We start from the raw sequence: 20,124 nt of genomic DNA, 5'->3' as shown, positions 1-20,124 counted from the left end.
ATTTTATGAGGTTTTTCCCATGCGTAACTGCCGAGCAAATCGCGGCCTGTCCTACCAAGGGTTTGCCCTGCTGCTGCTGGTTGTTCTCGGTGTGACCAGCAGCGTTCCTGCGGATGCCGCGCCGGAACGCTCCCGTGTCGGTTTGGTGTTGGGCGGCGGCGGAGCCCGCGGCACTGCACATGTCGGCGTACTCCAACTGCTGGAGGAATTGCGCATTCCGGTGGATTGTGTCGCCGGCACTAGCATGGGGGCCATCATCGGTGGATTGTATGCCGCCGGGATGACCCCCAAGGAGATGGACCAGACGCTGCAACGGATCGACTGGCCGGCGGTGTTTAACGATGGGCCACCGCGCGCCGACCTGCCATTCCGCACCAAACAGGAGCAGCGAGTGCTGCTGACTACAAACGGGATCGGTATTAAGAACGGTCAAGTGCAGTTGCCCCAGGGCCTGCTCCAAGGCCAGAACCTGCAACTGCTGCTGGAGGAACTGGCGCTGCCCGCCGCCAACGTCCATGACTTCGACAAGCTCACCATTTCGTATCGGGCCGTCGCAACCAATCTGGCTACCGGCACCCCGGTGGTGCTGAAATCCGGCGATCTGTCCAGGGCCATGCGCGCCAGTATGTCCATCCCCAGTATCCTGGTACCGATCACCATCGACGGCAAGCTATTGGTGGACGGCGGTGTGTCGAACAATGTTCCGGTGGATGTAGCCCGGGAATTGTGCCATCCAGATGTGATCATCGCCGTGGACGTGGGTGCGCCACTGGCGCCCGCCAGCGAGCTGACCTCGGTACTGTCCATTACCAGCCAGCTCACTTCCATTCTGACCGTGCGCAACGTCCAGCAACAGCTCAAAACCTTGGGGCACAGGGACATCCTGATCACGCCAGACTTGAAAGATATTTCCAGCATCGCTTTCCACCGCTCGCCGGAAGCGGTGCAGATCGGCTATGCCGCTGCCGAAACCCAGCGGAGCGCGCTGAGTCAGTTGTCGGTGTCGCCGGATGCTTATCAAGCCTATCTGGCGGCGCGGCCATCCTTGCCCAATGCCTACAATCCGGTCATTAGCTTCATCCGGATTAAAAACAGCACCCGCCTGTCCGATCAGGTCATCGCGGATCAATTGCATGTCAAGCCGGGGGATCGGATCGATCCGCAACAACTCAGCCGCAATCTCAACGTGATTTATGGTATGGGTGATTTTCAGCAAGTCAGCTACTTATTAACCGAGGAAGACGGTAAAACCGGGTTGATCGTCGAAGCGGTAGAAAGACATATTGGTAAGGATACGCTCAATTTCGGTCTCTTCCTTGGCGCCAACGCGAAGACCGATTCAATGTTCAACCTCAGTGTCGCCTACACCATGGCGCAGCTTAATTCCCTGGGCGGGCAGTGGCGCAACTTTGTTCAGATCGGTGAAAACGTCAAGTTGGAAACCGATTTCTATCAACCACTCAACACCGCTCAGGAGTACTACATCAATCCCTATTTAAGCTATCAACAGTACAACCTGGATATTCAAAACAACTCCTCTCCTGAAAGCACTCGTTTCCGGGTTCGCCAAGCTCAGATGGGCATCGAAGGGGGGCGAAATCTGGAACACTGGGGACGGTTGTCACTGGGATTACACTACACCACCGGCAGCAACGATCTCCAGTTCGGCCAACCTTCTTCCTCCGAGGGCAATTTCAACGATAGCGGTTACTCGATTGGCTGGGCGGCAGATACCTTGGACAGCCTCAATTTTCCAACTTCGGGCTATTTCGCCAACCTCTACTACTACAGCACGCTGAAAGATCTGGGTGCCGACCAGAATTTTCAGGCTCTCAGCCTGAATGCTTCCAAACCTTACACTTGGGGTAAATCCACACTGATTCCCCGATTGCGGCTGGCAGGTACGCTGTCCGGCGATCCTGGCCCGCAAAATCTATTTCTGCTGGGCGGTTTCCTGAACCTGTCGGGTTACCAGATGGGTCAGATTTCGGGACAGTACATCGCCCTCGGGCAGTTGATCTACATGCACCGGCTGGACGAAGCCTCGGCGGCATTTACTATCCCTCTCTACGCGGGCGGATCGCTGGAAGTCGGCGGGGCTTGGAACAACCTTGACGAGGTTACCTTCAATTCGCTGATCCCGGCAGGCAGTCTGTTTCTGGGTGCAGACACTCCATTGGGACCGCTTTATCTGGGAGCCGGACTGGCCGATGACAGTAATGCTTCGCTGTACCTGCTTCTGGGCAGGCTGTTTTGATGGCGCGACTGGTACTGTTCAACAAACCGTATGGAGTGCTTAGCCAATTCACCGATACCGCTGGCCGGCCCACACTGGCGGCGTATCTGCCGATCCCGGGAATTTATGTCGCCGGACGGCTGGATGGCGACAGTGAGGGACTGCTGGCGTTGACCGACGATGGCGCGTTGCAGGCCCGTCTCAGCCACCCGCGCCACAAGCAGCCTAAAACCTATTGGGCACAAGTGGAGGGCATCCCTGAAGAATCCGCCTTGGAGCGATTACGTCGGGGGGTCGAGTTGAACGATGGGCCGACGCTGCCGACCGAGGCGCGGCAAATCGTTGAACCGGATGGGTTGTGGCTGCGGGAGCCGCCCATCCGTCAGCGGGCGGCGATCCCGACCACCTGGCTGGAAATCACCCTGCGCGAGGGCCGTAACCGTCAGGTGCGGCGAATGACCGCTGCGGTGGGTCATCCGACCCTGCGGCTAATTCGCCACCGAATCGGTGACTGGATCCTGGATGATCTGGCGCCCGGCCAATGGCGAGAACTCGCCGTGGCCGGGCCGGTTCAGCGCCGGTGGGTGGATCGCGCTGGCTACTGTCCACTGCGTCGGGCGTGAGCAACCAGCACCGCAATCGCGCAGGACGCCAGCCGGATGCGGATGTTGTCGGCGCGACTGGTGAGGATCAGCGGCACCCGGATCCCCACTACGATGCCTCCGCCGTCAGCGTGCGCCATGAACGTGAGCTGTTTCACCAGAATGTTACCTGCTTCCAGATCGGGCACCAGCAGGATGTCGGCGTCGCCCGCCACCTCGGACTTGATCCCCTTGATAGTCGCCGCCACCTTGCTGATGGCGTTATCGAACGCCAGCGGTCCATCCAGCAGCCCGCCGGTAATCTGCCGGCGGTCGGCCATTTTGCACAGCGAGGCGGCATCGGTGGTCGAGGCGATTTTGGTGCTGATGGTTTCCACCGCCGACAGAATCGCCACCTTGGGCTGTTTGATCCCCAACACCAGCGCCAAATCAATCGCGTTTTGACAAATGTCGCGCTTCTCGTCGAGGGTGGGATAGATATTGATCGCGGCGTCGGTGACCAGCAGCAGTTTGTGGTAGGACGGTACGTCCATGCAGAACACATGACTCACCCGGCTCCCGGTGCGCAACCCGGTATCGGCGCGCATCGCCTCGTGCATCAGTTCATCGGTGTGCAGGCTGCCCTTCATCAGCACTTCCGCCTGACCGTTGCGCACCAGTTCCACCGCTTTGGCGGCGGCGGCGTGGCTATGCGGCACATCCACGATCTCAAACCGGCGGATATCGATCTGATACTGGTCCGCCGTCGCACGAATCTTGTCTGACGGCCCGATTAGAATCGGCACGATCAGGCTGGCTTCTGCGGCCTCTACCGCAGCGGTCAGCGAGGACTCGTCGCAAGGATGAACGACAGCGGTGATCACGTCGGGCAGTGGGGTACAGTGTTCCAGCAGTCGCCTAAACTTGTCATGGGTCTGAATCGCCATTGAGGCCAGTTCCGGTCGGGGCGTGACGATTTTCTCTGCCGGCGCGATCACCTCGATGGTGGCTTCCATTACGGTTTCGTTGCGCTGATTGATAGCGGTGCAGGCGAATACCACCACCCGGCTTTCTGGCCGTTTCTCCCGCACTTCGGCGGTCAGGGTCAGGGTGTCATTCAAATACACCGGATGCAGATAGCGAAACGACTGGGCGGCAAAGATACTGCCTGGACCCGGCAACTGGCTGCCGAACAGCCCGGAGGTCAGGCTGGCCGCCCACATGCTGGGCGCGGTGAGTTTTCCGGCCTGCTGGGTGCGGGCGAAACTTTCATCGAGATGGGTCGGATTCAAATCACCGGACAGGGTGGCGAATAATTGAATGTCCCGAGGTTTCAGGGTACGGGTCAGACTCGCCTGCTCGCCGATGGTTATTTCGGCGAAGGTGCGATTGGTAATCGTATCAGCGTTGATAGCAGGTTCTCCCAATGAGGGTAATGTGCAGATGAATCGTTATTTTCAGCAGCAGTCGTGATTCTAGCCAATCCGGCATTGCCGCATCCAAAGTTCTGGGGTTGAAGGGAATACCATTTCTCAATAGGGTTTGAACCAGAGGCGTAGCACGGGCTTCCAGCCCGTGTTCAGTTCACGGGCTGGAAGCCCGTGCTACGCCATATGGTAGGAGCGACCTTCAAGCCGCACTCCTACTGCATAGGTGGCAGGATTCATGGCCTAAAAGCAGGTGGATATGTGAATTTTCCTCGTCATTCCCTTGCGCATTTGCAGCCTTTTTGGAAGCGAAGCCCATGATGACCATTCGTACCCTCTTTTGCCTTTTCCTGCTCATCATTGCCACCGGTACACGGGCCGATCTCCCGCCGGTGCTGATCGGCATCGACGCCGAGTTCGGAGTTGTTGGCAGCACCTCGGCGCAAGCGATCCGCTTGGGCGCGCAGATCGCGGTGGACGAAATCAACGCAGGCGGTGGCGTTTTAGGCGGTCGCCTGCTGGCTCTGGTGGAAAAAGACGACCACTCGGTACCGGCGCGCTTTATCAAAAATCTGCATGAATTGGCCGCCGATCCCAATGTTGTTGCCATACTCTGCGGCAGGTACAGCCCGGTGGTGGTCGAAGCGATCCCCGATATTCACCAGCTCAAGCTCCCGCTGCTCGATCCCTGGGCTGCCGCCGATCCCATCACCGCGCATGATTTCCGACCGAATTATATTTTTCGCCTGTCGCTCCGGGACACTTGGGCCGTGCAGGTCATGATTCGCCATGCCGAGCAGCGCGGCATACGCAAGATCGGCATACTCGTGCCCAACACCGAATGGGGACGCAGCAACCTTAAAGCGGCTGAAACGCTGAGGCAGACCGATTCCCAATTTACCCTTGTCGATGTGCAATGGTTTAATTGGGGCGACAACTCCCTGTTGGATCAATATCAGGCGCTCAGAAAAGCCGGCGCGGAAGGGGTGCTCTTTGTCAGCAATGAGCGGGAAGGCGTTATTTTTATCAAGGAAATCGCAGCGCTACCAAGAGAGCAGCGCCTGCCGATCTTCGCGGCTTGGGGAATCACCGGGGGGAATCTCTTTCAGAATGCCGGGCCGGCCCTCAAGGAAGTCGACCTTGCCGTGGTGCAGACCTATTCCTTTATCGGCGCCCATGACCCGGTGGCGCAACGGGTGGTGCAAGACGCCCGGCATTATGGCGTGGACAGTCCCCGGCGCATCCTGTCCCCGGTTGGAGTTGCTCACGCCTACGATCTGGTCCAGATCCTGGCGCGCGCCATCCAGATCGCCGGCTCCACTGACCGGAGCGCTATTCGCGACGCGCTGGAAAAAGTAACGGATTACGCCGGTCTGGTTAAAACCTACCCGCAGCCTTTTACCTCCGACCGGCATGAGGCGTTATCGCCGCAGGAGGTTTTCATGGCGCGCTACGCCGAGGATGGGGCTATTATCCGCATCGACTCGAAATAACGCGGATGGGCTATGGGCACTTGGCTGCAACAAGGGCGCGACTGGATTTATCGCCGGCTGGAGCGCCGCATCGCCGCCTATTCCGTTGCAGCGATTCTCAGCATCAGCCTAATCTTTGGCGGCCTATCGTTCACGGCGACCCTCTGGATCATCCACCAGTACCAGCGCGTCGAGCTTGAAAATCGGCTTGACCGGATTGTGGCGCGCCTGGATAACAAAGTGGATATCTTCGTGCGTCACACCCAGGATCTATCAAAAAATTCTATAGTGGCTACCGCCCTGCTCGATTCCAAGGGGCGCAACATCTATCTGCTACCTTTCTTCGCTTATTACCACTTTCCCCTTGCCGAACCCCATAGCTTGGCGCTGTGCGATTTCGAGGGGACGCTGCTGGCTCAGCAGAAACTGCACCCGGTCGGTTGCTTGACCCATCTACCGCAACACCAGGCCGTCATTGACGCAGAGCAACCACAGGCCGTCATCGTCGCCATCGAACAAAAACCGCACTTGGTGCTGTTCCAGCCGGTGTTCTATCCCGGAACCGGCCACACCGAAGGCTATATTCTCGCCACCCTGGACTTGCAGGCGCTGGTCACTGAAAAAGATCTGGCGGGACCGAACGCGATCCTGATGCTTCGTTCTCCTGATGGAACGCTTGATTTCGCCACCGGAGCCTACCCGGAATCACCCGACAAGCCGCCCGCCCACCCCTTGTTTGCTGCCGGGCCGTTCGCCGCCGCCGGGCTGACGCTGGTCCTCCACGAGCATTCCACCCGGCTCACGGGTCTTGAGACTCTGCTGTTGGGCTACGGCCTGGGGACGCTGGCCCTGGCTTTGCTGGCCCTGGCGCTGTCGCAACGATTGGCGCACCGGCTGGCCGAACCCTTGCTGATTCTGAATCACACCGCACGCCAGATCGCCGCCGAGGGTTCGACCGCCGGTTTGGCGCGAGTTAATCGCACCGACGAGGTAGGTGAACTGGCGATTTCCTTCAACGCGATGGTGGCATCTCTGCGACAGGCTCAGGAAAATCTGGAGGCGCAGGTTCAAGCGCGGACGGAAGAACTCCAGAAGGCGCTGATCAAGATCGCGCAAAGCGATGAATTCAAGCGCGCCATTCTGGATTCGATTGATGCCAACATCGCCGTGCTGGATGGCGACGGCGTGATCGTGGCGGTCAACGAAGCTTGGCGGCGCTTAGCGCTGACGAACGAAACCGAACCCGGCAAACCGGCCCAACGCACCGGTGTCGGCACCAATTACCTGGCGGTCTGTCAGCAGGCGGCCAGCGGCGAACAGTTGGAAGAGGCGTTGGCCGCCCGTGACGGCATTGAGGCGGTGCTGGCTGGCCGGCAGCCGATTTTTACCCTCGAATACCCCTGCCACGCGCCGCATGAACAACGCTGGTTCATCATGCGGACAACCCCCTTGGATACAGAGGAGGGCGGGGCCGTCATCGCGCACACCGCTATCACCGAGCGCAAACAGGCGGAAGAAAAACTGCGGATTTATTCGGAATATCAACGCGCCGTGCTCGACAACTTCCCGTTCATGGTCTGGCTGAAGGATCAGGAAAGCCGTTTTCTGGCCGTTAATGTCTTTTATGCACACGCCTGCGGCTTCGACTCGTCCGATGCCCTGATCGGTCTGAACGACCGGGATGCCTGGCCCGCCGATCTGGCCGAGGTCTATCAGGCCGACGACCGGGAGGTGCTGGACAGCAACCGGACGAAGCATGCGGAGGAACTGATCAAGCACACCGACCAGCCATACCGCTGGTTCGAGACCTACAAAGCGCCGGTGCGCCTGGAAGGACGAATCATTGGCACGGTGGGCTTCGCCCGCGACATCACCGACCGCAAGCAGGCCGAATTCGCCATGCGCGAGAGCGAGTCCCGATTCCGCACCCTGGTGGATTTGCTGCCCTACGGGGTGCTGGAAAGCGACCTGACGGGCCGTGTGATCTTTGCCAACCCGGCGTTGGAACATCTATATGGCTGCGGGGAGGGAAAGAGTGTGGTTGGGCGGTTCATCTGGGAGTTTTTGGCGAACGAGACCAAACAGGGATCTCTGTGCAACTATGCGCAATTTTTGGTTCGCGACCAGCCGCCATCTACGACCTACTACACGAAACAGCGTCGTATCGATGGCAACGTCTTCGATGTGCAGGTGGATTGGACTTACCGCCGTGACGAACAGGGTCAGGTGCGAGGCTTTATCGCGATCCTGACCGACATCACTGACCGCAACCGGATGCAGGAGGCGCTGCGGGAACAGGCGATTCGCGACCCGCTCACCGGCCTGTTCAACCGGCGCTATCTCGACGAAACCCTGCCGCGCGAACTGAGTCGCTGCCAGCGCAGCGGCGAGCCGCTCGCCGTCGCCATGCTGGATCTGGATCATTTCAAGCGCTTCAACGATGGCTACGGCCACGATGCCGGCGATCAGGTGTTGCAACAGGTGGGTCTGGCGCTGCATCAATCCTTGCGCACCAGTGACATGGCCTGTCGCTACGGTGGCGAGGAATTGACCGTGGTGATGCCAGGTTCGTCTCTGGCCGATGCGCGGACTCGACTTGATACAGTGCGACAAGCCATCATGCAATTGCACTTACGCTACCGGGATGGCGAGTTGCCCACCATTACGGTCTCTATCGGGGTGGCGGCAGCGGAATCGGAGGCAACCGACGCGATGGCGCTGTTGATCCGAGCCGACGCCGCCCTCTATCAAGCCAAGGAACGAGGACGGAATCGGGTGGTGGTGGAGGGCGAATAACTATCACTCCAACCGGGTTTGTCCGTCATTGCCAACGCGCAACTTTTGTAGCAATTCTGGCAGTAAACGGCCTAGGGTTTCGTCTAATTGCCACGGCGGGTTAATAATCATCATGCCATTACCGTGCAAACCAAAAGGCGTGTCATAAGGATAGAGTCCCAATTCTGCGCACAGCATTGCCGGAATCCCCAAATTTTTCAGAGTCTGTTGCCAGCGCAGACTGGGCGCACGGTCGAGAATGGGATACCAAATCGCGATAATACCGCTCGCCCAGCGCCGATGAATAAGCTGAACCGCCGCAATCAACCGGTCGAATTCATCCTTGAGTTCAAAAGACGGATCGATGAATACCAAGCCGCGCCGCTCAGGTGGCGGCAGGAACGCCTTCAGTGCCGTGTAACCATCCTGATGATGCACCGCGACTTGGCGATCACCGGTGAACTCAGCTTTGAGCGTAGCATGATCAGTGGGATGCCGTTCCGTCAGAACCAGCCGGTCAGCAGGACGGAGTAGATTACGCGCAATGCGTGGAGAACCGGGGTAGTAACGCAACGCTCCATTTGGATTCAGTGCCCGCACCTGGGTCACATACTCGGCCAGCTCCGTACTCAGTCCGGTTTGATCCCACAAGCGGCTAATACCGTCCACAAATTCACGATTCTTTTGCGCCGATACCGAGTGCAGATCATAGCGACCGGCTCCGGCGTGAGTATCGAGCAGGCAAAACGGCTTATCTTTGCGTTGCAGGGCGCGGATCAATTGCACCAGCAGGACGTGTTTGAACACGTCGGCATAGTTGCCGGCGTGGAAGGCGTGGCGATAACTCAGCATCGTGGATGAGTGCAGTGCGTCAGGGAAAGGCTCATCAATCGGCATACTGCCGCAGCCGCACCGGGCGGCGACGCGCACCCCAAGTCCCCGGCTTTGCCTCGAATACTCCAGCGCAGGCAGTGCCGCAGGCATTGCAAAAACCATCAGCAGTTAAATTCCAAACACCGAGGGTGTACCAGTCACGGCCAATCAATAGCTGGCCGCACTGATGGCAGTAGGTGCTGCCTCCTTTCTCGTCGTGCATATTGCCGGTGTAGGCATAGCGGATGCCATTCTTGATGGCAATTCGCCGCGCCCGGATCAGGGTTGAAAGTGGAGTCGGCGAATGGTTCAGCATCTTCCAATCCGGATGAAAAGCAGTGAAGTGAATTGGCACTTCTGGCCCCAAATTTTCCACCACCCACTGAGTCAGCGCCTCCAGTTCGGGGTCAGAGTCGTTCTCGCCGGGAATCAGCAGAGTGGTAATCTCGAACCAGACTTGGGTTTCACGCTTGAGGTAGATCAGCGTATCCAGTACTGGTTGCAAGTGGCCTCCGCAAATTTTCCAGTAAAACGCTTCGCTAAACGCCTTGAGGTCTACATTAGCAGCATCCATGTAACTGAAGAATTCCCGGCGCGGTTCATCACTCATATAACCGGCGGTGACCGCTACTGACTTGATCCCGTATTCCCGGCAGGCAATAGCGACATCCATCGCATATTCCATGAAAATCACTGGATCATTGTAGGTATACGCCATACTGCGGCAACCCAACTCATGGGCTACCCGCGCCAGTTTCAGCGGCGAAGCTTCATCGGCCAAAGTATCCATTTCCCGAGATTTACTCATATCCCAATTTTGGCAAAACTTGCAGGCCAAATTGCAACCCGCAGTGCCGAATGACAATACGGGAGTACCCGGAAGGAAATGATTCAGCGGCTTTTTTTCAATCGGATCGATACAGAAACCGCTGGATCGGCCGTAACTGGTCAGCCTGATCTGGTCGCCGTGGCGACCACGCACAAAGCACAGCCCTTGCTGGCCTTCGTGGAGCTTGCAGAAGCGCGGGCAGACATCGCACTGAACCCGGCCATCGTCAAGCAGGTGCCAGTATTTCGTAGGATAAAAATCGGTGGTTTTGTTCAAAGCGGCCTCCTCTTGGTAAAGGCTCTCTTGATTATTCGAGGTTCGGCGGGCAGCATTGCCGGTTACCCTGTTATTTATGGTTATTTGACTGCTATTAGACAAAGTTGCGCTCTATAATCTCTCTGCTTCATCCAGGTTGGCAAACTCATCGGGAGGGCGTTATGCACACAGTACGCACACCCGCCGTAGCGGGGTTGTTTTATCCAGCCGACGCTAAGGAACTGCATACGCAGGTATGGCAATTTCTGAGCCGGGTCGAACCAGCGGACGATCCGCCGCCCAAGGCCATCATCGTTCCGCACGCCGGTTATATCTACTCTGGGCCTATCGCGGCGTCGGCCTACGCCCGGCTGAAGACCGCTCGTGAGGTGATCCATCGAGTCGTGCTGCTCGGTCCTAGCCACCGAGTCGGTTTCCGGGGCATCGCAGTGAGCGGCATGGCGGCATTTGCCACCCCGCTGGGCCAGGTTCCAGTAGACCGGGCGGCGGTCGAGCAAGTGCGTAAGCTGCCGAACGTCAGTGTACTGGAGCAGGCTCACGCTCAGGAACACAGCCTGGAGGTGCATTTACCCTTCCTGCAAGAGGTGCTGAGTGAGTTCAAGCTGGTGCCACTGGTGGTCGGCGATGCCCAGCCACAAGAGGTCGGTGCGGTACTGGAAGCGCTGTGGGGCGGGCCGGAAACCCTCATTGTAATCAGTTCCGACCTTAGCCACTATCGCGGCTATCAGGCGGCCCACATATTGGACAGCGCCACCTCGCAGGCCATCGAGGCGCTTCGTTTCGAGGACATCGGCTACGAACAGGCTTGCGGGCGCAATCCGGTCAACGGTTTGCTGTGGGTCGCACGGCGTAAGGCGCTGCACGGTGAAACGATTGATCTGCGCAATTCCGGCGATACCGCCGGCCCCCGCGATCAAGTCGTAGGATATGGCGCTTATGTCTTCCACTGAATCCCTCTCGAATTCAAGCCGCGCCGCACTGCTTGATGTCGCCCGCGCCTCCATTCAGCACGGTTTGCGCCAGGGTCAGGCGCTGGCGGTAAATCCGGACGACTATCCCGCCGCCTTGCGACCGTTGCGGGCGACCTTTGTGACTCTGGAAATCGGCGGCCAGTTGCGTGGTTGTATCGGCGCGCTCGCCGCCTATCAACCGCTGGTGCAGGATGTCGCTGCCCATGCTTACGCAGCGGCCTTCGAGGATCCGCGTTTTCCCCGACTGCGGCCAGAGGAGTTTCCGAGTCTGGATCTTCACCTCTCGGTGCTGTCGCCACCGGAGCCGCTGCATTTCGGATCGGAGGAGGAGTTGCTGGCGCAATTGCGGCCGGGCATCGACGGTTTGATCCTGCACTGCAACAACTACCGCGCCACCTTCTTGCCCGCAGTATGGGAAAGCCTGCCCGACCCCTATATGTTCCTGACCCAGCTCAAGCTGAAGGCAGGGCTGCCGCTGGATTTCTGGTCGCCGGAACTGCGGGCGGAACGCTATACCACCGAGTATTTCGGCGCAGATGCCGCAGATCAGTAGGGGTGTCAACGTCCCAGCCGAGCGGCAATTCCGCCCAGTCCACCCCCGCTCGCTTGAACCGGCGGCGAGTCGTTGCCAGCACGGTGGGCGTACTCCAGGCGATGCCTCGGAACAAGGCCGGACAGCGCTGACCCAGCCCAACCAGCACATAACCCCCATCCGCCGCCGGTCCAATCACGGCGTCCCGTCCAGCGGCGAGCAGATCGAATGCGGCGCGCAACTCCGCGATACCCAGCGAAATGCAGTCACTGCCGATCAGTACGGCGTGATTGCCTTCGGCCAGCGTCCGGTTCAGAGCATGGTTCATTCGCTGACCCAGATCGCCGGTACACTGCCGGCGCAATCTGATCCCGTACTTCCGCCGGCAGGCGACGAAAAAACCGTGCCGCGAATCCGGCGCACACCACAGTTCAATCGGGCATAGCCGGGATGCATCAGCCATAGCCAAGGTGCGCCGCAACAGTTCTTTATAGAGCTTCGCTGCGCCGCGAGTACCCAATGATCCCGCCAGCCGGGTTTTGACCCGACCGGGAATCGGCGCCTTGACGAAGATCAGCAGGCGGGCGTTAGGAAAGATGTAGGCGTTGCTCATCAGCGGTAGTAAAGCCGGGCCAAATGGTTGGGATCGACGCCAAGGAAATAGGCCAGTCGCAGTCGCCACATCAGCAGAATGGTGCGAAGTATCCCGTCACGCTCCCAGCGCCGGCTGGACGTTTGCAATCGCTGGCGCAAGCAAACCGGCCAGCCATGCCGCTTTAACAATCGGCTGAGGGCGATGTCTTCCATCAGCGCGAGGGCGGGATAACCGCCGACCCGTTCGAATAGTTCTCGGCGGACGAAAATTCCCTGGTCGCCGGTGGCGATGCCGGTGAGCCGGGAGCGGAGATTCATCAGGGTTTCCACCATCCGCAGCAGCGGATGACACCCGGACAGGCGCACATCAAACCGGCCCCAATGTCGGGCCGGGTCGTTCAAGGCGGCGCGGATGATGCCAGCCGCATCCGGTGGAGGCAGGCAGTCGGCGTGCAGGAACCAAAGCAGGGGACTCTGCGCCAGCGCTGCACCGGCGTTCATCTGTGCCGCACGGCCTTTGGGGCTGGCGATCACCCGATCTGCCAACGGTCTAGCCAGCGCCATGGTTTGATCCCGGCTGCCGCCGTCTACTATGATCAATTCACAATCCTGCTGGCGCAACGGTTGCAAGCGGCTTAGTCCGCCACTGATAGATGTTTGCTCGTTCAGTACCGGCAGAATAATAGAGATGTGAGGCATGATTTTTCCGGCGTGAGGTCTAGCCAAGGGTCATTGAAAATTGTATAGTTTGCGCCCTCGTAAAGTCATGGGGCGGTAGCTCAGTTGGGAGAGCGTCGCGTTCGCAATGCGAAGGTCGAGGGTTCGATCCCCTTCCGCTCCACCAATCCAATCAGCGGCCTAGTGCCGCTGTTCTGTTTTTATGGATAGAGCAGCAGGCGCGGAGGCTTCGGGTCCTGTTGTGAACAGGCTCGGAGTGACCGTGGCCGGCCGTGTCACCGGAACCGCAGGCCGGGCAAACCGGCATCGTCAGCGTCTTCATCGCCCCAGTACAACTCACCCAACGACTCGACACAAGGGCAAATCCAGTGGTTTAAGCCCAGTGCCCAGGGTGCTGATTAACTACGATATGCCATGGAATCCAATGCGGGTTGAGCAGCGGATTGGCCGCATTGATCGCTTGGGTACTTCGAGGAACACGCCGACAGCGTGGAATTATGGTCGCCGGGGAATCCGCTGTTTCCGACTGAACCCCTCAGTGGCGAAAACGATAATCCCACGCAGGCCGCGTTTCGGGCAGTCCTGGCGGAGTACGGCTGGGGCAATGTCAGTGACTCGTTTTTAGGCAATACTGCATCCATTGTCGGTTATCCGCCACAATTTCAGGCGTTGATCTCGCCGGTTCTTTCCTAGTTAGGACTTTCGCTTAGGCCGGTTGATAAGCACGAATTCGCGGGTTTCGCAGCTCATTGCGCAGATAATCACTCCCAGGACTTTCGCTAAACCCGTAAATTCGTCATACCCGCGAAAGCGGGTATCCAGGCTTTTCAGCGGCTTACTGGATTCCCGCCTATGCGGGAATGACGGAAAGCGAAAGTCCTGAAAACAAAAGGCTGGATTGCGGTTACCCATCAGAACAAAAAGAAACACTCGGATCGGAGAATGTCATGAAATACGAGAATAAAGGTTGGACGATGCTGCTGTTGGCCTTACTCACCGCACCGGCGCTGGCGGCGAACAAGTGTGTCGAGGTGAGTGGACGGATTTTCTACCAGGCTGCGCCGTGTCCGGCGAGCGCACGGGGTGGCGACATGGCCTTGAACGCCAACCGAACCTTCTCTGGGCAGGCTCAACATTCCTCCACAGAAGCCGCCGCCACTGCCACGACGAGCAACGCGGACTCACTGATCAACAGCGAGCCGGACCACAACGTATCAATCGAAAAGGATGCCGAACAGTAATCGGCAGGATCTGTTCTCAGGGAAGCTAACTTATTTATTTCAATATCTATTTCTCAATTTCGATGACGCTGATCGATCCACCTTTATCGCTAATCGGGTAAAATCGCGCACCTTTCCAACCGCGATGACCCCCGACCCGCAATGACCACCTTTCTCAATGAACTCCAGCGCCGGCGCACTTTCGCTATCATCTCCCACCCTGATGCCGGCAAGACCACACTGACTGAAAAACTGCTACTGTTCGGCGGCGCCATCCAGTTAGCCGGCACCATCAAGGGTCGCAAGGCCACCCGCCACGCCACCAGCGACTGGATGGAACTGGAGCAGCAGCGCGGCATTTCGGTCACCTCCTCGGTGATGCAGTTTCCCTATCGCGACCGCATCATCAACCTGCTCGATACCCCCGGCCATGAAGACTTCTCCGAAGACACCTACCGCACCCTGACCGCAGTGGATTCGGCGCTGATGGTGATTGACTGCGCCAAGGGCGTTGAGGAGCGCACCATCAAGCTGATGGAAGTCTGCCGCTTGCGCGATACCCCAATTTTCACTTTCATTAATAAGCTGGACCGGGATGGCCGCGAGCCGATTGACCTGCTGGACGAGGTTGAAAATGTTCTGAAAATCCGCTGTGCGCCGGTCACCTGGCCGATTGGCATGGGCCGGGAATTGAAGGGTGTCTACCATCTCGACCAGGATTTCATCCACTTTTACGACCCGTCCCGCGATGGCCGAATCAATACGGGTCACCTTCTGCACCGACTGCACAGCCCGGAGGTTGATCAGGTCTTGGGTGTGGATCGGGCGCACGCCTTGCGTGAGGAAATTGAACTGGTGCGCGGCGCCAGCCATGCCTTCAATGTAGACGACTACTTGGCTGGACGGATGGCTCCGGTATTTTTTGGCTCGGCGTTGACCAACTTTGGGGTGCAGGAAATGCTGGATGGCTTCGTCGAATACGCCCCACTGCCGCGCCCCCATGCTACCGCCAATCGCGAGATTGCCGCCGAAGAGGAAGCGTTCACCGGCTTCGTGTTCAAGATTCAGGCGAACATGGATCCGCAACACCGTGACCGCATCGCCTTCCTGCGAGTCTGTTCCGGCAGCTATCAGCCCGGGATGAAGGCGCGGCATGTCCGGCTGGGCCGCGACATCAAGATCGCCGACGCCCTGACCTTCATGGCTGCCGAGCGCGAACACGCCGAGGCCGCCTATCCTGGCGACATTCTCGGTCTGCACAATCACGGCACTATCCGCATCGGCGACACTTTCACCCAAGGCGAAGACCTGCAATTTACCGGCATTCCCGACTTCGCCCCGGAGTTATTCCGCCGCGCCCGCCTGCGCGATCCACTGAAAATGAAAGCACTGCAAAAAGGTCTGGAACAGCTTTGCGAGGAAGGCGCAACCCAACTGTTTCGACCGTTGAACAGCAACGATCTGATTCTGGGCGCGGTCGGGATTCTGCAATTTGACGTGGCCGCTTTCCGCCTGCGCGGCGAATACGGAGTCGAGTGCGGCTTCGAGAACATCAATGTCACTACCGCCCGCTGGGTCCGTTGCGCTGACGCCAAGCGCTTTGAGGAATTCAAAACCAAGCTGCATGACAACCTGGCACTGGACCATCACGGCGAACTGGTCTACATCGCCCCCAGCCGGGTCAATCTGCAACTGACCCAGGAACGCTGGCCGGAAGTGCACTTTGCCGCCACCCGCGAACACGGATTGCACTGAGCCATGCGCCGCCTGTTGCAACGGCTGGCCCGCTACCTGTTTCGCGGGCTGTTCCGGGTAGAATTGCGCGGCTGGGAACATTACCCACACCACGAGCCACGGTTGCTGATCATCGCCAACCATGTGTCCTATCTGGATGGAGCGTTGCTGGCAGCATTTCTACCGGATCTGCCGGTCTTCGTGATCAATACCCACATGGCCCGGCATTGGTGGATCAAGCCGTTCATCGCCATCACCCGCCATATCAGCATCGATCCGACCAATCCGCTGTATCTGAAAATCCTGATTCAGCACCTCAAGGCCGGCGAGCGGGTGGCGGTGTTCCCGGAAGGTCGGATCAGCGTCACCGGGGCGCTGATGAAAATTTACGAAGGGCCAGCGCTGGCGGCGGATAAAGCCGACGCCGCGCTATTGCCGGTTTACATCGAGGGTGCGCAATACAGTCTGCTGTCACGCCTGGGCGGCAAGATGCGACGACAGATGTTGCCGCACATCCGTCTGACCCTGCTGCCACCGCGCCGGCTGACCGCCATCGCCGGTAACGGTCGCGCCCGCCGCCAGTATCTCGGCCGGCAACTGGACGAGTGGATGACCGAACTGGCGTATGCCGGAACGGTGATCGATCAACCGCTGGTGGTATCCATGCTGGAAACCTGGAAGCGGCACAGCAGCGGTGGGATCGTTCTCGAAGACGCACAAGGGCAACGGCTGGGTTGGCGGGCGCTGTTCACCCGCGCTTTCATCCTGGCGGAATTGCTGGAAGCAACCTGTGTCGGCCAACGCAACGTGGGTCTGTTGCTGCCGAATGCCGCTGCTGCCGTGATTAGCCTTCTGGCGTTGCACTTGCGCGGGCGGGTGCCGGTGATACTCAATTTCACTGCGGGCATTCATGATCTCATTAGCGCCTGCCGCACCGCTGAAGTGCGCACGATCTGTACCTCACGGACCTTCGTAGTCACCGCCAACCTGCAAGCACCCATCGCCGCGTTGAGCGAGCGGTTTCAAATGCTGTTCCTGGAGGATGTGCGGCCACGGGCCACGCTGCGGGTAAAATTACGCGGGCTGGCGCAGGCGCTGGTTCCGGAACACAGTTTCCGCCACTGGGCTGGGGCGGTGCGCGGCGACGATCCGGCGGTGATCCTGTTCACTTCCGGTTCCGAGCGGGCGCCAAAGGGCGTGGTGCTAACCCATCGCAACTTGCTGGCCAATGTCGCCCAGGCGCGGGCGATGCTGGATATCATGCCGTGCGACGTGATTTTGAACCCGCTGCCGCTGTTTCACGCCTTTGGCCTGACTACCGCAACGCTCACCCCGCTGCTACTCGGAACCCGGGTCATTCTTTACCCTTCGCCGCTGCACTATCACCTTATCCCGGAACTGGCCTACGAGCGCAGCGCCACAGTACTGTTCGGCACCAACACCTTCCTGATGGGCTACGGGCGGCACGCCGATCCCTACGATTTTTTCAGGGTGCGACTGGTGGTGATGGGTGCGGAACCGTTGCGCGAAGAAACGCGCCGGTTGTGGGCCGAGAAGTTTGGCCTCCGCATCAGCGAAGGCTATGGTCTGACTGAGGCCAGCCCGGTGGTGGCAACCAACAGCCGCCGCCACCATCGCAGTGGCACCGTGGGTAAACTGGCACCAGGGCTGGACTACTATTTGGAGCCGGTCGCCGGCATCGTCGAGGGCGGGCTGCTGTGTGTACGGGGGGCGAATGTGATGGCGGGTTATCTGCGGTCCGAGCAACCGGGGTGCGTAATTCCGCCGCAGACCCAGCGCGGGTTGGGTTGGCACGACACCGGCGATATCGTCCGCATCGACAGCGACGGGTTCATCACCCTGCTCGGTCGGGCCAAGCGCTTCGCCAAAATCGGCGGCGAGATGATTTCACTGACGACGGTCGAGCAACTGGCCGCTGACTGCTGGCCGGAAGACCAGCACACCGCGCTCAACCTGCCGGACCCGGTGAAGGGTGAGAGTATCGTGTTGCTGACGACCCACCGGGATGCTGACCGCCAGGAATTGATTGCCGCCACTCACCGTGCCGGACTGAGTGAGTTGCATCTTCCCCGGCAGGTCATCGTGGTGCGCGAGATTCCGCTACTGGGTTCCGGCAAGCCCGACTATTCGGGCGCCCGGCGGCTGGCGGAAAAGCTGAGCGAGGCCGGGGCGGCAGATTCAACGTAGTCGCTCACACGCCTCGCTCGTTTCCCGCGTTGGACGAATAACTAACGGCGATGGCGACCGCCGCCTCGGTCAGTCGGTGCGCGTTCCTCGTTCACTTTCAGCCGCTGACCACGCAATTCGCGGCCATTGAGCGCACCAATCGCGGCGCGGGCCTCATGGCCCTCCATCTTGACGAAGCCAAAGCCACGACAGGCGCCGGTAAACACGTCCTGCGTCAGCCGAAGTCCATGGACCCGCCCATACGCTGCGAACATCTCGGTGACTTCCTGTTCCGTCGTATCCGATGGCAAATTGCCGACAAAAACTGTTTTCATTAACGGCCTCCCGCTGTCGTGACCCGTCGGGTCTGGTGATAGGTGCGCCGCTGGGAGGAGTCTCCTGCCGCTCCCCCTGAACCGGCAGGCCGCCGCGAGGAGGACGATCCAGACCGCTCTCCGCTTGAGGAGCCGCGCTGAGGATGGTGCCGCCGCGCACCGGGAGCCGCCGACGCTGGCGCTGTCGGTGAACGGCGCACCGGGCTAGGTGCAAAACCTTCGACCACGGATGATGGCAGAGTGCGGCCCAGCAGTCGCTGGATGGTGTGCAGGCGCGACGTCTCATCTTCACTGACCAGCGATACCGCCAGCCCGGTGCAACCTGCCCGACCGGTGCGCCCAATCCGATGGACGTAGTCCTCCGGCACATGCGGCAATTCGTAATTCACCACTCGCGGCAACTGCACGATGTCCAGACCACGGGCGGCAATATCGGTTGCAACCAAGACCTGAATCCGGCCCTGCTTGAAATCATCCAGGGCGCGGGTACGAGCCGACTGGCTCTTGTTGCCATGCAGGGCGGCGGTGCGGATGCCATCACGTTCGAGCTGGCGACTCAATCGGTCGGCGCCGTGCTTGGTACGGGTAAAGACCAGGGTTGCATCACGTTCACCGGCACTTAACAGGTGACTGAGCAGGGCCGCTTTCCGATCCTGATCCACCGGATGCACCTGCTGATCCACCAGATCGGCGGGCGCATTACGCGGGGCTACGTCAATCACCGCCGGGTCGTTCATGAAGTCGCCGGACAGTTGGCGAATTGGTTCAGCGAAGGTCGCCGAAAACAGCAGGGTTTGCCGACGCTTGGGCAACAGCGCCAACAGGCGGCGGATCGCCGGCAGGAAGCCGAGATCCAGCATCCGGTCAGCCTCGTCCAGCACCAGAATCTCGACGTTGGACAGGTTAACCGTTTTCTGGCTGATATGGTCCAGCAGCCGCCCTGGGGTGGCGACCAGGACATCGACGCCGCGTCGCAACGCATCAAACTGCGGTTTCATGCTGACGCCGCCGACCAGCAACGCAGTGCGGGGGGCGAGGTGGCGGCCATAGACGCGAACGCTCTCAACGATCTGGGCGGCCAGCTCACGGGTGGGGGTGACTACCAGCGCACGCGGCCGACCGGGCGGTAACAACCGGCCTTCGCGGCGAATGTCCAGGCGCTGTAACAGCGGCAAGGTGAAGGCGGCGGTTTTGCCGGTGCCGGTCTGGGCAGCGGCGAGCAGATCGCGTCCGGCCAGAATCACGGGAATGGCTTGCGCTTGAATCGGGGTAGGCGTGGTATAGCCTTGGGCGGCAACGGCGCGCACCAAGTCATCGGCCAGGCCGAGGATAGCAAATGGCATGTAAGCTCCTGAATCCGCCTGCCCATGCGGGGCGCATGGAACCGGTCCAGGCAGAACGAGT

Annotated in this window: 17 protein-coding genes, 1 tRNA gene and 1 pseudogene; 12 read left to right on the top strand and 7 right to left on the bottom strand. The window is 59.5% G+C overall.

Annotated elements, in window-relative coordinates:
* Positions 1 to 19: 19 nt before the first annotated feature.
* Both BN874_RS20560 and BN874_RS20555 read left to right on the top strand, forming a co-directional pair.
* Positions 20 to 2,257, top strand: a complete 2,238-nt coding sequence (locus BN874_RS20560; RefSeq protein WP_051498149.1) for a patatin-like phospholipase family protein — start codon at positions 20 to 22, stop codon at positions 2,255 to 2,257.
* Positions 2,257 to 2,859 carry a pseudouridine synthase gene (locus BN874_RS20555; protein WP_034436571.1) on the top strand — a complete coding sequence of 201 codons (603 nt, stop codon included), beginning with the start codon at positions 2,257 to 2,259 and terminating at the stop codon, positions 2,857 to 2,859. The genes BN874_RS20560 and BN874_RS20555 overlap by 1 nt, the downstream gene beginning before the upstream one ends.
* Here BN874_RS20555 and BN874_RS20550 read toward each other — a convergent pair.
* Entirely contained in the window at positions 2,835 to 4,244 is a 1,410-nt protein-coding gene (locus BN874_RS20550; protein ID WP_034436569.1) for a bifunctional enoyl-CoA hydratase/phosphate acetyltransferase, read from the bottom strand. The genes BN874_RS20555 and BN874_RS20550 overlap by 25 nt on opposite strands.
* A 317-nt stretch (positions 4,245 to 4,561) precedes the next feature.
* Here BN874_RS20550 and BN874_RS20545 point away from each other — a divergent pair, with 317 nt between their 5' ends.
* Entirely contained in the window at positions 4,562 to 5,737 is a 1,176-nt protein-coding gene (locus BN874_RS20545) for an ABC transporter substrate-binding protein (RefSeq protein ID WP_051498148.1), read from the top strand.
* 12 nt (positions 5,738 to 5,749) lie between these two features.
* Complete coding sequence (locus tag BN874_RS20540) at positions 5,750 to 8,512, top strand: sensor domain-containing diguanylate cyclase (protein WP_034436567.1); 2,763 nt, start codon at positions 5,750 to 5,752, stop codon at positions 8,510 to 8,512.
* A gap of 3 nt (positions 8,513 to 8,515) precedes the next feature.
* On the opposite strand, the gene BN874_RS20535 is transcribed toward BN874_RS20540, so the two are convergent.
* Together BN874_RS20535 and amrS are read right to left on the bottom strand one after the other, a co-directional pair.
* Positions 8,516 to 9,421, bottom strand: a complete 906-nt coding sequence (locus BN874_RS20535) for a 23S rRNA (adenine(2030)-N(6))-methyltransferase RlmJ (RefSeq protein WP_230314508.1) — start codon at positions 9,419 to 9,421, stop codon at positions 8,516 to 8,518.
* Positions 9,378 to 10,469, bottom strand: a complete 1,092-nt coding sequence (gene amrS / locus BN874_RS20530; RefSeq protein ID WP_034436563.1) for an AmmeMemoRadiSam system radical SAM enzyme — start codon at positions 10,467 to 10,469, stop codon at positions 9,378 to 9,380. Before amrS ends, BN874_RS20535 begins: the two co-directional genes overlap by 44 nt.
* Before the next feature lie 161 nt (positions 10,470 to 10,630).
* On the opposite strand from amrS, the gene amrB reads away from it, so the two are divergent.
* Positions 10,631 to 11,419 carry an AmmeMemoRadiSam system protein B gene (gene amrB / locus BN874_RS20525; protein ID WP_034436562.1) on the top strand — a complete coding sequence of 263 codons (789 nt, stop codon included), beginning with the start codon at positions 10,631 to 10,633 and terminating at the stop codon, positions 11,417 to 11,419.
* Complete coding sequence (amrA, locus tag BN874_RS20520; protein WP_034436560.1) at positions 11,406 to 11,993, top strand: AmmeMemoRadiSam system protein A; 588 nt, start codon at positions 11,406 to 11,408, stop codon at positions 11,991 to 11,993. The genes amrB and amrA overlap by 14 nt, the downstream gene beginning before the upstream one ends.
* On the opposite strand, the gene BN874_RS20515 is transcribed toward amrA, so the two are convergent.
* Complete coding sequence (locus BN874_RS20515) at positions 11,893 to 12,585, bottom strand: TIGR04282 family arsenosugar biosynthesis glycosyltransferase (RefSeq protein ID WP_034436558.1); 693 nt, start codon at positions 12,583 to 12,585, stop codon at positions 11,893 to 11,895. The genes amrA and BN874_RS20515 overlap by 101 nt on opposite strands.
* Positions 12,585 to 13,265: a TIGR04283 family arsenosugar biosynthesis glycosyltransferase gene (locus BN874_RS20510; protein ID WP_034436556.1), complete on the bottom strand. Its 681-nt coding sequence runs from the start codon at positions 13,263 to 13,265 to the stop codon at positions 12,585 to 12,587. The genes BN874_RS20515 and BN874_RS20510 overlap by 1 nt, the downstream gene beginning before the upstream one ends.
* A gap of 69 nt (positions 13,266 to 13,334) precedes the next feature.
* Here BN874_RS20510 and BN874_RS20505 point away from each other — a divergent pair.
* The 6 genes and pseudogenes from BN874_RS20505 to BN874_RS20480 all read left to right on the top strand — a co-directional run bounded on the left by BN874_RS20505 (position 13,335) and on the right by BN874_RS20480 (position 18,406).
* A tRNA-Ala gene (locus tag BN874_RS20505) sits at positions 13,335 to 13,410 on the top strand.
* Between the two features lie 228 nt (positions 13,411 to 13,638).
* Positions 13,639 to 13,716, top strand: a pseudogene (locus BN874_RS26555) (helicase-related protein); the annotation flags it as partial.
* 17 nt (positions 13,717 to 13,733) lie between these two features.
* Positions 13,734 to 13,937, top strand: coding sequence for a hypothetical protein (locus tag BN874_RS25240; RefSeq protein WP_034436555.1), 204 nt, complete (start codon positions 13,734 to 13,736; stop codon positions 13,935 to 13,937).
* A 254-nt stretch (positions 13,938 to 14,191) separates the two neighbouring features.
* Complete coding sequence (locus BN874_RS20490; RefSeq protein ID WP_034436553.1) at positions 14,192 to 14,485, top strand: hypothetical protein; 294 nt, start codon at positions 14,192 to 14,194, stop codon at positions 14,483 to 14,485.
* Positions 14,486 to 14,626: 141 nt separating this feature from the next.
* A complete protein-coding gene (locus tag BN874_RS20485; RefSeq protein ID WP_034436550.1) occupies positions 14,627 to 16,219 on the top strand; it encodes a peptide chain release factor 3 in 1,593 nt (530 codons plus the stop codon).
* Positions 16,220 to 16,222: 3 nt separating this feature from the next.
* On the top strand, positions 16,223 to 18,406 hold the full coding sequence (locus tag BN874_RS20480; RefSeq protein ID WP_034436549.1) for an AMP-binding protein: 2,184 nt from the start codon (positions 16,223 to 16,225) through the stop codon (positions 18,404 to 18,406).
* A gap of 41 nt (positions 18,407 to 18,447) precedes the next feature.
* Here the strand turns inward: BN874_RS20480 and BN874_RS20475 are convergent, their stop codons facing one another.
* On the bottom strand, positions 18,448 to 18,720 hold the full coding sequence (locus BN874_RS20475; RefSeq protein ID WP_034436547.1) for an RNA recognition motif domain-containing protein: 273 nt from the start codon (positions 18,718 to 18,720) through the stop codon (positions 18,448 to 18,450).
* Positions 18,720 to 20,063 carry a DEAD/DEAH box helicase gene (locus tag BN874_RS20470; RefSeq protein ID WP_081756557.1) on the bottom strand — a complete coding sequence of 448 codons (1,344 nt, stop codon included), beginning with the start codon at positions 20,061 to 20,063 and terminating at the stop codon, positions 18,720 to 18,722. Before BN874_RS20470 ends, BN874_RS20475 begins: the two co-directional genes overlap by 1 nt.
* Positions 20,064 to 20,124: the final 61 nt, after the last annotated feature.

The sequence above is a fragment of the Candidatus Contendobacter odensis Run_B_J11 genome (assembly GCF_000531125.1).
GTDB classification, from domain to species: domain Bacteria; phylum Pseudomonadota; class Gammaproteobacteria; order Competibacterales; family Competibacteraceae; genus Contendibacter; species Contendibacter odensensis.
The sequence above is the reverse complement of the archived record's forward strand: the minus strand, read 5'-3'. Positions and strand labels throughout refer to the sequence as shown.

Excerpts from the sequence above, each read along its gene's own strand:
- BN874_RS20470 (WP_081756557.1), bottom strand. The coding sequence starts at position 20,063 with ATGCCATTTGCTATCCTCGGCCTGGCCGATGACTTGGTGCGCGCCGTT.
- BN874_RS20485 (WP_034436550.1), top strand. The coding sequence starts at position 14,627 with ATGACCACCTTTCTCAATGAACTCCAGCGCCGGCGCACTTTCGCTATC.
- BN874_RS20510 (WP_034436556.1), bottom strand. The coding sequence starts at position 13,265 with ATGCCTCACATCTCTATTATTCTGCCGGTACTGAACGAGCAAACATCT.
- BN874_RS20540 (WP_034436567.1), top strand. The coding sequence starts at position 5,750 with ATGGGCACTTGGCTGCAACAAGGGCGCGACTGGATTTATCGCCGGCTG.
- BN874_RS20555 (WP_034436571.1), top strand. The coding sequence starts at position 2,257 with ATGGCGCGACTGGTACTGTTCAACAAACCGTATGGAGTGCTTAGCCAA.
- BN874_RS20480 (WP_034436549.1), top strand. The coding sequence starts at position 16,223 with ATGCGCCGCCTGTTGCAACGGCTGGCCCGCTACCTGTTTCGCGGGCTG.
- BN874_RS20545 (WP_051498148.1), top strand. The coding sequence starts at position 4,562 with ATGATGACCATTCGTACCCTCTTTTGCCTTTTCCTGCTCATCATTGCC.
- BN874_RS20515 (WP_034436558.1), bottom strand. The coding sequence starts at position 12,585 with ATGAGCAACGCCTACATCTTTCCTAACGCCCGCCTGCTGATCTTCGTC.
- BN874_RS20490 (WP_034436553.1), top strand. The coding sequence starts at position 14,192 with ATGAAATACGAGAATAAAGGTTGGACGATGCTGCTGTTGGCCTTACTC.
- BN874_RS20560 (WP_051498149.1), top strand. The coding sequence starts at position 20 with ATGCGTAACTGCCGAGCAAATCGCGGCCTGTCCTACCAAGGGTTTGCC.
- BN874_RS20475 (WP_034436547.1), bottom strand. The coding sequence starts at position 18,720 with ATGAAAACAGTTTTTGTCGGCAATTTGCCATCGGATACGACGGAACAG.
- amrA (WP_034436560.1), top strand. The coding sequence starts at position 11,406 with ATGTCTTCCACTGAATCCCTCTCGAATTCAAGCCGCGCCGCACTGCTT.
- amrB (WP_034436562.1), top strand. The coding sequence starts at position 10,631 with ATGCACACAGTACGCACACCCGCCGTAGCGGGGTTGTTTTATCCAGCC.